This is a genomic window from Plantactinospora solaniradicis (assembly GCF_042658085.1).
Taxonomy (GTDB): Bacteria; Actinomycetota; Actinomycetes; order Mycobacteriales; family Micromonosporaceae; genus Plantactinospora; species Plantactinospora solaniradicis.
Genome location: NZ_JBHSPR010000042.1, coordinates 1 through 13,048, shown reverse-complemented (window position 1 = coordinate 13,048; position 13,048 = coordinate 1). Strand labels below are relative to the sequence as shown.

The window sequence follows — 13,048 nt, the reverse complement described above, 5'->3', positions numbered from 1 at the left end:
GTGATCGATCACGTTCGAATTGTTGCGCGGAAGTCGATTGCGTTAAATCCTTGTAAAGCAACGTTTCGTCGCGGTCGCGCGGCTGGCAAGGCGCAGCGACTCCGAAGTAGCCCAATGTCGGCGACGGCCCAAATGTGAGCGCAACAACTGCACCGACCGGACACCGATGGACTCCGACGTGGTTGTTCGCCGCTCGGCGCGGGCCCGGCTGCTGCACGATGTGGGCTCCGGACCTCCAGTGGATCAACGGCCGGTGGTACATCTACTTCTCGGCGGAAGCGTCGCCGGGCCAGGGCGAACGCCGAACGTCGGTGCTGGAGAGCAACACAACGGATCCGTACGGCGCCTACACCTACCGGGGCATCCTCAACCTGGAGCCCAACGGCGGGTGGGCGATCGACGGCAGCGTCGTCCGGTTCAACGGCCGGCCGAACCACTTCGTCTACTCTGCGTTCCGGGGCGGGGAACAAGGACTGTTCATCGCCCCGATGTCGTCGCCGACCCAGGTCTCGCGCAACGGGGTTCGGATCTCCTCCCCGAACCTCTCGTGGGAGCGCCAAGGCGGGGCGGTCAACGAGGGCCCGTACGCCTTGTACCACGATGGGAAGACGTTCCTGACGTACTCGGCGAGCTCCTGCAATACGCCCGACTACAAGCTCGGCCAGTTGACCTGGACCGGTGGCGATCCGATGTCGGCCGGTTCGTGGACGAAGAAGTCGTCGCCCATCTTCCAGCGCAGTGACGCCAACGGCGTCTACGGCCCGGGCCACCACTCCTTCGTTCAATCACCCGACGGCTCGGAGATGTGGGTCGTCTACCACGCGAACTCGTCGACCAGTCAGGGCTGCGGCACCACCCGCACGACGCGGGCGCAGAAGATTGGCTGGAACTCTGACGGCTCGCCCAACATGGGCGTCCCGGTCCGGACCGGCGTCTCGATCGCGGGTCCCTCCGGCGACTCGTAACCCTCCCGAACGGCCCGGTGGGGTGCCTCCGTCAACGGTGTCCCACCGGCCTGACCGCACCGCCCGGAACGCTGATCCTGGGACTGCGCCAGCACGTAGTCCCAGGTTCTGGGCCTCACTCGATCTGAGCTCCGCCGGCAGTTCCGGCTGCCGCCACGGCACGGCGATTCCGAGGTGATCTGACCATCCGAGCCGTCGTCGTGGCCGGCTCGGGCGGCACCACCCGGGGTTCGACGACGTTTACCGGTCCGGCCCGACAATTTTCGTCGCCTGCGACACCGGGCGCCAGACCGACGCTTCGCTACGGGGGCGTCGGTTCGGTGCCGGTGCCTGGGTTTGTTGGTGCTGGCAATTTGAAGAAGGTGAACCGTCGTGTCTCTATCGCGAGGGAACTTCGTTCGTCTGGCCACAGCGACCGCCGCGTCCTCGGCGGCGGGCGGCACCGCTCCGACCGCGGCGTGGGCGGCGAACAGCGCTTACGTGCTCGGGTTCCGTTGGGTGGCCCACCGCCGCTGGGCGACGTCTTCGCCAGCAACGTCGGCCCGTCTGCGCGAGGCGAGTCGGCGGTCAGTCCGGTTGCGCGGTGAATCGCAGCGCCGCGTCCGAGCCGCCGCTGTCGAGTGCCAGACCGTCCGTGTCGGTGAACTGGCCGAGCCGGGCCAGGGCGACGTCGGGAGAGGACACGTCGTGGAGCGAGACGAGTATCCCGGTGAACGTAAGGCAAGCATCGGCGTGCACCGGATCGATACCGAGATGATCGATATCACCGGACACGGTTGCCGTGGCCCTCAATGAACGGCCGCGTTGCTCGACCAGGTCCACGGTGACCGTCCAGAAGGGGTGTGCAGGTAGTAGTAGATGCCCGCCTCGGCCGGCTCCCCGAAGCTTGCGCTCGTCACATGGTGCCCGGCGAGACGCCGCCAGCTCTCCGCAGGGACGGGGAGCCAACTCACGGTAAGGCGGAGGTTTGCGGTGGAGATCCTCGGCAGGGCCTGCGCTGGTACGCCGGGCTGTGCCGTCGCCGCTCGTCAGGGGGACGGCGGGCGGACCAGGCCGGTCTCGTACGCGATGACGACCAGCTGGGCGCGGTCATGCGCGCCCACTTTCGCCATGGTGCGGTTGATGTGGGTCTTGACGGTGTGCGGGCTGAGCGTGAGGTGCCCGGCGATGTCGTCGTTGGACAGTCCGGTGGCGACGAGCGCGAGGATGTCGCGTTCCCGGTCGGTGAGGCAGCCGAGCCGGGCCGGTGTCGCGTCGAGTCCGTGGTCGGGGCGGGCCAGATAGCGGCTGATGAGGCTACGGGTGGCGGCGGGGGTGAGCAGGGCGTCGCCGCCGTGCACGACACGGATCGCGTCGAGCAGTGCGGCGGGTTCGGCGCTTTTGCCGAGGAAGCCACTGGCGCCGTTGCGCAGCGCTTCGAAGACGTACTCGTCGATCTCGAACGTGGTGAGGATGAGGATCCGCACGTGCGCGAGGTCGGCATCGGTGGTGATGCGGCGGGTGGCGGCGAGACCGTCGAGGCCGGGCATGCGGATGTCCATGAGGACGACGTCGGCGCCGGTGCTGCGAGCATTGTCGACGGCGGCGTGCCCGTTGGCCGCCTCGCCGACGACGTGCAGGTCGGGTGCGGAGTCGATGAGGCTGGCGAAGCTGGCCCGCAGCAGCGGCTGGTCGTCGGCGACGAGCACGCGGATCGGCTCGGTGCCGGTCATGGCGCCACCGGGATGACGGCGGTGACCCGCCATCCGCCGTTCGGGCGTGGCCCGGCGCGCAGGGCGCCGCCGACGGCGGTGACGCGTTCGCGCATGCCGACGATGCCGTGCGCCGGTTCGGCGACGAACGGTTCGGCGGATGGCCCGTCGTTGTCGATCGTGACGGTGACGGCGTCCGTCTCGTGGTGCACGGTCAGGGCGACGTCGACCGGCCCGGCGTGCTTGCACACGTTGGTGAGTGCCTCCTGGACGACGCGGTAGGCGGTGTGGTCGGCGGCCCAGGCGAGCGCCGCGGGTGGTCTGTCGACGTGGGCGGTGATGCGCAGGCCGTTGCGGCGGTAGGCCGCCAGCAGATCGTCGAGGGCGGCGAGGCCGACGGCCGGCTGCCGGGGCGCGGTCTCGTCGTCTGGCTGCCGGAGCAGACCGACGGAGTCGCGGAGCTCGTCCAGGGCGGCGCGACTGCTCTGCCGGATCTGGGCGAGCGTGGCACGGACCTGAACGGACTCGCCGGTCAGGAGGTGGCCGGTGACGCCCGCCTGGACGTTGATCAGGGCGAGGTGGTGCCCGACGCTGTCGTGCAGGTCGCGGGCGATCCGCAGGCGCTCCTCGGTGAGGCGGCGCCGGGTCTCGGCGTCCCGGTCGCGCTCGGCGTCCTCCGCTCGGCGGAGCACCTCGGCGAGGTATGCCCGACGGTGCCGGGCGGCCGTGCCGGCGGCGACGGCGACCGCGCCGAGCGCGGCCAACGCCAGGTTCTCCGGACCGAGCAGGTGCGACGGTCCGCCGAAGGTGTGCGCGACACCGACCGTGACGACGACCAGGCCGCTGACCAGCAGGGCACGGCGCCGGTCGGAATGCTCAGCGACGGTGTAGAGGGCGAACAGCGGCGCGGCCAGCAGCAGGGTGCCACCGAGGCCGTGGCTGCGGGCGAGGTACACCTCGGCGGTGATCGTCGCGACCACGAGGACGGCGTACGGCCACCGGCGCCGCAGCACCAGTGCACCGCAGGCGAGCACGGCTGCCAGCAAGGAGACACCGTCGGGAAGGGGGCCGGGAACGCTCGTGGTGACCAGGGTTACGGCGAGGATCACCAGCCCGATCGTGAGGTCTGCGACATGTCGGTGCTCCCGGACGGCGTACCGCAGGTGGCCGATGACGTGCACGTCAACCACCGTACGAGCCGCGGCCGGGCGGCCGCGTCGTCCCTGCGGCGAATTCTGCGGATACCGCGGACGCGGTACGCCGAGGATGCCGCCGCAGGGCGACGACACCCCGGCCGGCGCAGGCGAGAGTGAGGTCCTCAATCCGAACGAGAGCAGGGACGATGACCGAGGTGTCCATTACCGGCCTGACGAAACGGTTCGGCCCGGTGACCGCGGTACGCGACGCCGGCTTCACCGCCTCGCCCGGCGTGACCGGGTTCCTGGGGCCGAACGGCGCCGGCAAGACCACGGTCCTACGCATCCTGCTGGGACTGGTGCGCCCGACCGCCGGCGAAGCGCTTATCGACGGCGTCCCCTATGCCGGCCTGCGGCATCCCCGGCGGGTGGTCGGCGCGCTGCTCGAGGCGACCGGGTTCCACCCTGGCCGCACCGCCCGCGACCACCTGACGATCGCGGCGCGGCTCGCCGCGCTCCCGGTCGCGCGGGTGGGCCAGGTCCTCGACGACGTCGGTCTGGCCGCCGCCGCGCACCGCCGAGTCGGCGGCTACTCGCTCGGCATGCGCCAGCGACTGGGGCTGGCCGCGGCGCTGCTCGGCGACCCGCAGGTCCTGATCCTCGACGAGCCCGCCAATGGGCTGGACCCGGCCGGGATGGCGTGGTTGCGGGGACTGCTGCGGGACCTGGCGGACCAGGGCCGGACGGTGATCGTCTCCAGTCACGTGCTGGCCGAAGTGGCGCAGACCGTGGACCGGGTAGTCGTGCTGCACGCCGGGACTGTCCGGTTCGCCGGCACCCTGGACGAGTTGGCCGGGCCCGGAACGGGCGGGCTGGAGACCGCGTTCCTGCGGCTGACGTCCGAGCCTCGTCTCGAAGGGAGCCGGCCGTGACCGCGCTCCTCGGTGCCGAATTACTGCGGCTGCGCACCACGCGCAGCGTGTGGCTGCTGCTGGCCGCCGCGCAGCTGCTCATCGTGGTCGGGATCAGCGGGGTGATGCGCTCCCGCGACGACGTCGGCTCACCCGAGGTGCAGCAGGCCGCGATCGCGCACGTCGGCCTGATCTCGCTGGTCACGCTGATGCTGGGCATCATGGCCATGGCCGGCGAGTACCGGCACCGCACGATCACCGACACCTACCTCACCGTGCCCCGGCGCACCCCGGTGGTCGTGGCCAAGCTCGTCGTGCACACCGTGGCAGGGCTGGTCTTCGGCGTCGTCACCGCGCTCGTCGCCATCGCCGCCGCGGCGATCTGGCTGACCGGGCGCGGCTCGTCGCTGGACGTCGGATCGACCGACCTGTGGCTGACCGTGGCCGGCGGGGTCGCCTGGAACGCGGCGTTCGCGGCGATCGGCGTCGGCGTCGGCGCGCTCATTACCAACCAGATCGGTGCGATCGCCGCCTCCCTGGCGTGGCTGGCCCTGGTCGAAGGGCTGGTGGCGCGGCTCGTCGGCGACGCGCAGCAGTGGCTGCCGTTCGCTCTCGGTTCGGCGTTGAACCGGCTGCCCACCGCGACCGACGGCCCGCCGCAGTGGCAGGCCGGGCTCGCCCTCGCCGGCTACGCCGTGGCGTTCGTCGTCGCCGGCGTCGCCACCACCGTGCGCCGCGACATCACCTGACCGGACATCGCACATCGAAGGAGGCCCCTGATGCCGCACTCCTCCGACCGCCACCGCACCCACGGTGGCGTCATCCACCACGCCCGTGGCTACGAAATCGTGTCGATGCTGGCCTTCGGCGGATTCCGCCGCCACACCTACGACGCCCTGGTCCGGGCGTCCGGCGCCGAGCCGGGCGACCGGGTCATCGACATAGGCTGCGGCACCGGCTATCTGACCCGCCGGGCGGCCGTCGCCGTCACGCCCACAGGTACGGTCACCGGCGTCGACCCGTCCCCGCAGATGCTCGCCGTGGCCCGCCGCCTCGCCCCGCCGACGTGCACGTTCACCGAGGCCGGCGGCGAACGCCTGCCGGTCGCCGACGGCACCGCCCACCGGGTCGTGTCCTGCCTGGCCTTTCACCACATCCCGCCCGAGCTGCGCGTCGACGCCGTCCGGGAGATGCACCGCGTGCTGCGCCCCGGCGGACGGCTGCTGGTCGCGGACTTCCGGCCGCCGCGCGCAAGGCTGGCCCAGCACCTGCTCGGCGCGGTGACCGGTCCCGCTATGCGGTACGACGGCAGCGACGAGGTCCGCGCCGCCGTCGCGGCCGCCGGGTTCCGCGACGTCACCACCGGCCGGCAGCGACCGCTGCTGTTCGTGGTCACCGCAACCCGGCCGTGATCCCCAACGGATCAGATAGCCCAAGGGCGTCAGTGTCACGCGGGTGACGGGCCGGCTCGTCTGTCGTGTTGCGGCCAGACGTGTGCTTCGGTCCGCATCTGGGGGTATCCCTGGACCGGCGGGGCCGACGGGGCCGGCGGTGACGATGGCCCGATGGCCCGATGGCCCGATGGCCCGATGGCCCGATGTCCCGATGGCGACGATGGCGACGATGGCGGAGTTTGCCTCGGCTTATTTCGCCAATCGATGAGAAGGCACTCGCCGGGCTCGAGGTCAGCACCGCATTGCCGGAGCGGCTCGTAGTCGCAACCCGCGCGCCGCGACTGGCCGACCTGTGGGGCGCGTGCGCCGTACTGCGGGAACCTTCCAGCTTCACCTACCTCCGAGTCGGCTGGCTGAGGGGCGGGGGGCAGTGACGGGTCGACCCGGAGGAGTTGATCGATGAAGGGACCGAGGTCACAGCGGCGGCAGAAATAACCGGGGAGGTTCTCCCCGTTTGACTCCTCGGGAAGCGGGGAGGATTTCCCCGGTTGAGAGAGGAGCGTCGTCGTGGCTGGCACCGCCGTACAACGGTTGCCCCGGCAGCGGGCGGACGCGTCCCGAAACCACGACCGGATCGTCGCCGCCGCCCGGGAACTCTTCGTCGAACACGGCGCGGATGTCCCGCTGGACGAGATCGCACAGCGGGCGGGAGTCGGTAACGCCACCCTGTACAGGCACTTCGCGAACCGGCGGGAGCTGATCCGGGTGGTAATCCTGTCCCTGATGTCCCGGATCGCGGAGGGGGCCGAGCGGGCGCTGGCGGAGGAGCCGGATGCCTTCGGCGCGCTCCGTCGTTTCGTACACGAATCGGCGGACGGGTTCATCGGTGCACTTTGTCCGATCTTCTCCGACTGGTTGGACCCGAACGATCCGGACCTGCGTACGTTGCGGGAGCGGTTCGAGCGAGTGGTCGAGTCCCTCCTGCAACGGGCCCGCGAATCGGGTCAACTGCGGCGAGATATCGGCCCTGGTGACCTGATCGTCCCGATCGTCCAGCTCACTCGTCCGATCCCCGGTACGGCACGGGCGACGGTCGATCGGTTCGTCCACCGCCACCTGGAACTGCTAGTCGACGGGCTGCGGGCGCCGCAGCCGTCCGTCCTGCCAGGGTGCAGCGCGACCCTGGCCGACCTGCGGGAAGGGTGCGCCCTTCGCATGGCCGACCTGCGGCGACCCAACCGAGGGTCCGACGCGGGGCTGGCCGGCGAGCGCGCCGATTGAACGCGAGAGCGCGCTGACCGGTCCGGCGCTGAAATCACCACCACCGTCATATTCGGGCGACCTGCGTCCACAGGGTGCCGTTTCCATCCATATTTGCACGAAATGCGGGGATTTTGATGTCCGAGAACGTGGAAGCTAATCCGAGGCGCTGGACAGCGCTGATATTCATCTCGCTCGCCCAGTTGATGGTCGTACTTGACGCGACCGTGGTGAACATCGCGCTGCCGGCCGCTCAGCACGACCTGGGCATCTCCGACGGCAACCGGCAGTGGGTGATCACCGCCTACACTCTGGCGTTCGGAGGGCTGCTGCTCTTCGGCGGCCGGCTCGCCGACATCGCCGGACGTAAGCGGATCTTCATCATCGGCCTGCTCGGCTTCGCCGCCGCGTCGGCCATCGGTGGCATCGCGGCCAACACCGGCATGCTGCTCGGCGCCCGCGCGGCGCAGGGTGTGTTCGGCGCGATGCTGGCCCCGGCCGCGCTGTCGCTGCTGGCGGTCACCTTCACCGAGGCCAAGGAACGCGCCAAGGCGTTCGGCGTGTTCGGTGCGATCGCGGGTGGTGGTGGCGCCATCGGCCTGATTCTCGGTGGTGTGCTCACCGAATACCTGAACTGGCGCTGGGCGTTGTTCGTCAACATTCCGATCGCCCTGATCGCCACCGCCGGCGCGTACCTGGTGATCCACGATGTGCCGGGTGCCCGTAACCGCAACCGGCTGGACATCCCGGGTGTGCTGCTGTCCACCGCCGGCCTGGTGGCCCTGGTCTACGGGTTCACCCGGGCCGAGAGCGACGGTTGGACCGCAGCCTGGACCGTGGGTTCGTTCGTCGCTGCGGCCGTGTTGCTGGTGGCGTTCGTGCTGGTCGAGTCCATGGTCGCGCACCCGCTGCTGCCGCTGCGGGTACTCACCGAGCGCAACCGGGCCGGGGTGTACCTGGCGCTGGGCATCGCGGTGATCGGTATGTTCGGCCTGTTCCTGTTCCTTACCTACTACCTGCAGGTGGTCAAGGGATGGTCGCCGGTCGTCACCGGCCTTGCCTTCCTGCCGATGATCGTAGGCATGATCACCGGTTCGACCCAGATCGGCGCCCGGCTGATGAACCGGGTCGCGCCCCGGCTGCTGATGGGCCCGGGCTTCCTGGTCGCCGGGCTCGGCCTGCTGATCCTGACCCAGATGAAGGTGGACAGTTCGTACGTCGGGCTGATCCTGCCGGGTCTGGTCCTGCTCGGCCTGGGCATGGGTACCGCGTTCATGCCGGCGATGAGCCTGGCCACATACGGTGTCGAGCCGCGTGATGCGGGTGTCGCCTCCGCGATGATCAACACATCGCAGCAGGTCGGCGGTTCGATCGGCACCGCGTTGCTGAACACCGTCGCGGCAAGTGCCACCACGGCCTGGTTCGTCGAGCGGGGCGGTAACCCGGCTCTGATCAACGAGGCTGCGGTACACGGCTACGCCACCGCGATCTGGTGGGCGGTCGGCGTCATGGCCCTCGCGGCGCTGATCGCGTTCACCTTCGTCAACACCGGCCGTCAGGACGGCGGAGCGGCGGTCAGCGGATCGAGCTCCACCGACGACGAGGACGCCGGGGCCATCCCGGTTCCGGTATTCGCGCACTGATCGACGGCACGTCCGGGTACGACGACTGGCGGCCCCGCCCAACAGGCGGGGCCGCCAGTCTCTTGTTCGACGCCAGTACAACTGACCGGGCGAACCACCGGTCACCAGCGCAGTGGCGGGCGAACCGGGCGGCGTCGGCCAGCAGCGGAGTGAATCGTTGCACCCACCGGTACACGGTGACGTGGCCGACCTCGACACCCCGCTCGACCAACAACAGCGCCCGCACGCGGATTGCCACGCCAGCACAACGGTGGTCTGGTGCAATTGGGCATGGCCAGACCTACTCGCTTCGCGGACGCGGTACGTCTGCTGGCAAACGACGACGGCGGGGCTGATCAAGGGTCTCGACCACATCCTCAGCGGCGCCCTGCTGCTGACCGGGGCGGTTGGCCTGTTCGATCCGAAGAACGACCTCATACGGATGTTGCGGGACGTTCGGGACCGGGCCGGAAGTGCCTTCCATTCAAGCCCACCGCGTGCCCGAGCCGACTCCGGCAAGTCCCCCTCGCCATGATGATCGCCACCCTACGCGCCCCCACCGGCGGCAGCGTCCGCTACAACGGCCGCACGATCGACGACTGGGGCATGGACATGCTACGGGGCCGGATCGGCGTCGTGACGCAGGAGTACCACAAGTGGCCGTTCACCGCCGCCACGAACATCGCCATCGGCGACATCACCACCACACCCGGGCAGGACCGCATCGAGGAAGCCGCCGCCCGCGCCGTCGCCCACGACATGATCACCGACCTGCCCCACGGATACGAGCCGCTGCTCGACCGCACCTTCGCCGGCGGTCAGGACCTCTCTGGTGGGCAGTGGCAACGCGTCACCGCCGCCCGCGGGTTCCTGCGGGACGCCGACGTACTCGTCATGGACGAGCCGTCCTCCGCACTCGATCCCCGCGCCGAGGACGCCCTGTTCCAGGCCATCCGTGACCGGCACGGGCGCGGCATCACCATCCTGATCACCCACCGGCTGGCCAACGTCCGCCACGCCGACCCCATCTACGTCCTACACCACGGCCGCCTCGTCGAGGCCGGTACCCAGGAACACCTCATGACCGCCCGCCGAACTGTTCACCCTCCAAGCCGCCGGCTACGTCACCACCGCGCCCGCCGCGCAGCTGCCCCGACAGAGCACAACCGCCTGAGAGTGCACTCCATGACGACGTCGAATCCCACAGCACCCGTTTCGCCTTCACTGGTGATCATCCGGGGAAACTCCGGCAGCGGAAAGACCACGGCCGCCCGCGAGGTCCGGCGTCGCTTCGGACGTGGTGCCGCCCTCTTGGAGCAGGACTACCTCCGCAGAACCGTGCTCCGGGAACACGACAGCGCCCACATCCAGCCGGTCGCGCCAGCGTTCATCACCGCGACTGCCCGCGCCGCCCTCGATCTCGGCTACCACGTCATCCTCGAAGGCATCCTGCACACCGAACGCTACGCCACCGAGCTGCACCAGCTCATCGACAACCATGCCGGCCCGGTGGCCGTGTTCTACCTGGAGGTGTCCTTCGATGAGACCGTCCGGCGTCACCTCGGCAGGGAAGAGCCGATCCCCGTCACCCCGGACGAGATGCGACGCTGGTACACCCACCGCGACCTACTCGATGTTCCCGGGGAAACCGTCATCCCCGAGACCAGCACCCTCGAACAGACGGTTACCACCATCCTGCACGCCAGCGGCCTCACCCACGCGACACCACAGACGCCGTGCCCGCGACGCTGCCGGCACTGTACCCGCGAATCCGACCAGACCGCCGCGACGGCAGTCGTGTCGTGATCACCGGAGCGCACTGGCGAGCGCAGCTTGTGCCAGAACAGCAGCCAGTTACTGGCCTTTTCGCCGTGCTGTTCCCGAGTCCAGTGGGTGTGGGGCTCGGTCAGGTCGGTCGAGTGGCGGCTGATGTGATCGGCGTATAACGCGGAGCCGAGCGACATGCGCGAACAGTGTCGAGGTCCTGGGCGATGTCGCCAGGTCTGCCAGCGCAGACTCACCAAACTAGCCAACTGAGACGACAGACCCTTCAGAAACAGACGGCTGGGCCGGGTCAGGCCTGCACCCCGCTTGCGTGGCGCGGCGCACCGCCGGAAAGGATGTGACCATGACCGACCCTGTTCTCGAATCCGCACTCCCCAGACGCGTTGTCGTCACCGGGGCCACCGGCAAGCTCGGTCGCGCCGTGGTCGCGCATCTGCGCGATGTAGGTGTCGACGTGCTGGCGGTGGACCGGGCTGGCGGGCGTGATCCCCGCGACGTCGATGGCGAGTTCCTCGTCGTGGATCTCACCGACTACGGGCAGGTGGTGGAGGCGTTCACCGGCGGCGCCGACGAGCACTCCGGCGACGTCGAGGGGGTGGTACATCTGGCAGCGGTTCCGGCCCCCGGGCTGCTGCCCAACGCGACCACCTTCGCGAACAACTCCGCGGCGACGTACAACGTCTTCGCCGCAGCTCGGGCGGCAGGGATCAAGCGGGTCGTGTGGGCGTCGAGCGAGACGGTGCTCGGGCTGCCGTTCGACACCCCGCCGCCGTACGCTCCCGTGGACGAGGAGTACCCACCGCGCCCAGAATCGACGTACTCCCTGAACAAGGCGCTCGAGGAGGAAATGGCGCGCCACTTCTGCCGATGGGACCCCGATCTGGTCATGGTGGGCCTGCGGTTCTCCAACGTGATGGACGTCGAGGACTACGCCCAGTTCCCGTCCTTCGACGCCGACCCGCAGCTGCGCCGATGGAACCTGTGGGGCTACATCGACGCCCGCGACGGTGCCCAGGCGGTCGAGCGGGCGCTCGCCCACGATCGGCCCGGCGCCGACGTGTTCATCATCGCCAACGCCGACACCGTCATGAGCAGGTCCAGTGCAGGCCTCATGGGCGAGGTCTATCCGGGGGTCGAGGTCCGGAAGAAGCTCGGCGAGCACGAGACACTGCTGAGCATCGACAAGGCCCGACGGCTGCTGGGCTACCAGCCGCAGCACTCGTGGCGGGACCACGTCGACCCCACCGGCGGCTGACGCATCGATCGCCACCGAACACTTCGCAGGTGCCTCATCCGTCGCCGGGGCGCAGGCGGCGATCGGTACTCGTTATCCGGCGGCATCGCTCATCTTGGCGAGACGGTATCGACCGCCCGGGGCTCCTCACGTCGATCACCGACCCGCTTGAATCCACGCAGGATCGTCCCCGCCGCCAGCGGCCGAGGTTAAAGAACAAGCTTACGAGCTCGTGCGCAATAGTGAGGGCTGTGAGCTGCGGTGATCCGGTGCCGTCAGCGTCATGATCAGCCGGTCGGTGAACCGCAGCGTCAGACGCCGACCCGCTCCCGCCGCCCGACGCGGCCTGCCACGTCGGGCTCGCAACCGGCCCTCCCGCCCAGCCCACCAGGCCGAACACAGCTCCACCCGCAGCAGGTGCAGATGCCGTCGGGAGATCCCTGTGAACGCGGGATGACTGAACACACGACGAGCCCACCGGATCGACACCCGAAGATCATCACTCACGCCGGGTCGACGCCACCGACCGTCCTATTGCGCACGAGCTCGTAAGCGCCCCGGGTGATGTGGAGGCCGCCAAAGACCGGAAACGCCACTACTCCGCCATGTAGTCGAACCGAGCCGGGTACTCGAGGTGCAACGGGTCGTCCAGCCTCCGCAGCAACGCCGCGATCTCGGCTCGGGCGGGCAGGTCATCAGAGCATCGTGCCATTGGATGGTGCTCCACGCCCCGGCACCCGCGTCCGGCGCTCCAGCCACCGGGCGAACTGGCCTCGCTCGATCGAATGAAGTGCAGTTAACGAGTGAGGTGCAGAAGCAGCGACGAGCACACGGTCATCGTCGAGTTCTCTCTCTACCTCGCCACCGTGCTCACCGTCATTCACCGCCTGATCAACAAGGCCCGCGCACTCTACCGACCGCCGCCCGGTCCCACCACCCGACGCCTCCGCTGACAAGCACCCGGTTGAACCGGATGGACAAGATCCAGATCCAGTGGCGCGTCCGTGTCGTCGCGGTCGATGGCTGGAGGTCGGGTCGCGCGGGTCTGGC

General features: G+C 69.5%; 12 protein-coding genes and 2 pseudogenes. 10 read left to right on the top strand and 4 right to left on the bottom strand.

The window, feature by feature from the left end; all coding sequences use genetic code 11:
- Positions 1 to 134: 134 nt before the first annotated feature.
- Positions 135 to 965, top strand: coding sequence for a glycoside hydrolase family 43 protein (locus ACFP2T_RS34830; RefSeq protein WP_377429417.1), 831 nt, complete (start codon positions 135 to 137; stop codon positions 963 to 965).
- Between the two features lie 567 nt (positions 966 to 1,532).
- Here the strand turns inward: ACFP2T_RS34830 and ACFP2T_RS34825 are convergent.
- The 3 genes from ACFP2T_RS34825 to ACFP2T_RS34815 all read right to left on the bottom strand — a co-directional run bounded on the left by ACFP2T_RS34825 (position 1,533) and on the right by ACFP2T_RS34815 (position 3,837).
- Complete coding sequence (locus ACFP2T_RS34825; RefSeq protein WP_377429416.1) at positions 1,533 to 1,787, bottom strand: hypothetical protein; 255 nt, start codon at positions 1,785 to 1,787, stop codon at positions 1,533 to 1,535.
- A gap of 206 nt (positions 1,788 to 1,993) precedes the next feature.
- Entirely contained in the window at positions 1,994 to 2,677 is a 684-nt protein-coding gene (locus ACFP2T_RS34820; protein ID WP_377429414.1) for a response regulator transcription factor, read from the bottom strand.
- Positions 2,674 to 3,837, bottom strand: coding sequence for a sensor histidine kinase (locus ACFP2T_RS34815; protein ID WP_377429413.1), 1,164 nt, complete (start codon positions 3,835 to 3,837; stop codon positions 2,674 to 2,676). Before ACFP2T_RS34815 ends, ACFP2T_RS34820 begins: the two co-directional genes overlap by 4 nt.
- 161 nt (positions 3,838 to 3,998) lie before the next feature.
- On the opposite strand from ACFP2T_RS34815, the gene ACFP2T_RS34810 reads away from it, so the two are divergent.
- The 5 genes from ACFP2T_RS34810 to ACFP2T_RS34790 all read left to right on the top strand — a co-directional run bounded on the left by ACFP2T_RS34810 (position 3,999) and on the right by ACFP2T_RS34790 (position 9,000).
- Positions 3,999 to 4,724 (top strand): ABC transporter ATP-binding protein, encoded by a 726-nt coding sequence (locus ACFP2T_RS34810; RefSeq protein WP_377429411.1) that lies wholly within the window; start codon positions 3,999 to 4,001, stop codon positions 4,722 to 4,724.
- Complete coding sequence (locus tag ACFP2T_RS34805; protein WP_377429409.1) at positions 4,721 to 5,452, top strand: ABC transporter permease; 732 nt, start codon at positions 4,721 to 4,723, stop codon at positions 5,450 to 5,452. The genes ACFP2T_RS34810 and ACFP2T_RS34805 overlap by 4 nt, the downstream gene beginning before the upstream one ends.
- Before the next feature lie 30 nt (positions 5,453 to 5,482).
- Complete coding sequence (locus tag ACFP2T_RS34800; RefSeq protein WP_377429407.1) at positions 5,483 to 6,115, top strand: class I SAM-dependent methyltransferase; 633 nt, start codon at positions 5,483 to 5,485, stop codon at positions 6,113 to 6,115.
- A 549-nt stretch (positions 6,116 to 6,664) separates the two neighbouring features.
- Positions 6,665 to 7,378, top strand: a complete 714-nt coding sequence (locus tag ACFP2T_RS34795; RefSeq protein ID WP_377429405.1) for a TetR/AcrR family transcriptional regulator — start codon at positions 6,665 to 6,667, stop codon at positions 7,376 to 7,378.
- Positions 7,379 to 7,494: 116 nt separating this feature from the next.
- Complete coding sequence (locus ACFP2T_RS34790) at positions 7,495 to 9,000, top strand: MFS transporter (RefSeq protein ID WP_377429403.1); 1,506 nt, start codon at positions 7,495 to 7,497, stop codon at positions 8,998 to 9,000.
- 91 nt (positions 9,001 to 9,091) lie between these two features.
- Here the strand turns inward: ACFP2T_RS34790 and ACFP2T_RS34785 are convergent.
- Positions 9,092 to 9,214, bottom strand: a pseudogene (locus ACFP2T_RS34785) (IS6 family transposase); the annotation flags it as partial.
- Positions 9,215 to 9,504: 290 nt separating this feature from the next.
- On the opposite strand from ACFP2T_RS34785, the pseudogene ACFP2T_RS34780 reads away from it, so the two are divergent.
- From ACFP2T_RS34780 to ACFP2T_RS34765, 4 genes and pseudogenes are all read left to right on the top strand, one after another.
- A pseudogene (locus tag ACFP2T_RS34780) lies at positions 9,505 to 10,153 on the top strand (ATP-binding cassette domain-containing protein); the annotation flags it as partial.
- 11 nt (positions 10,154 to 10,164) lie between these two features.
- Complete coding sequence (locus tag ACFP2T_RS34775) at positions 10,165 to 10,785, top strand: AAA family ATPase (RefSeq protein ID WP_377429401.1); 621 nt, start codon at positions 10,165 to 10,167, stop codon at positions 10,783 to 10,785.
- 322 nt (positions 10,786 to 11,107) lie between these two features.
- Entirely contained in the window at positions 11,108 to 12,019 is a 912-nt protein-coding gene (locus ACFP2T_RS34770; RefSeq protein ID WP_377429399.1) for an NAD-dependent epimerase/dehydratase family protein, read from the top strand.
- A gap of 782 nt (positions 12,020 to 12,801) precedes the next feature.
- Positions 12,802 to 12,951, top strand: coding sequence for a hypothetical protein (locus ACFP2T_RS34765; protein WP_377429397.1), 150 nt, complete (start codon positions 12,802 to 12,804; stop codon positions 12,949 to 12,951).
- Positions 12,952 to 13,048 lie beyond the last annotated feature (97 nt).

Bases quoted from the DNA above. Each gene is read 5' to 3' on its own strand.
- ACFP2T_RS34775 (WP_377429401.1), top strand. From the start codon at position 10,165: ATGACGACGTCGAATCCCACAGCACCCGTTTCGCCTTCACTGGTGATC.
- ACFP2T_RS34770 (WP_377429399.1), top strand. From the start codon at position 11,108: ATGACCGACCCTGTTCTCGAATCCGCACTCCCCAGACGCGTTGTCGTC.
- ACFP2T_RS34800 (WP_377429407.1), top strand. From the start codon at position 5,483: ATGCCGCACTCCTCCGACCGCCACCGCACCCACGGTGGCGTCATCCAC.
- ACFP2T_RS34810 (WP_377429411.1), top strand. From the start codon at position 3,999: ATGACCGAGGTGTCCATTACCGGCCTGACGAAACGGTTCGGCCCGGTG.
- ACFP2T_RS34820 (WP_377429414.1), bottom strand. From the start codon at position 2,677: ATGACCGGCACCGAGCCGATCCGCGTGCTCGTCGCCGACGACCAGCCG.
- ACFP2T_RS34790 (WP_377429403.1), top strand. From the start codon at position 7,495: ATGTCCGAGAACGTGGAAGCTAATCCGAGGCGCTGGACAGCGCTGATA.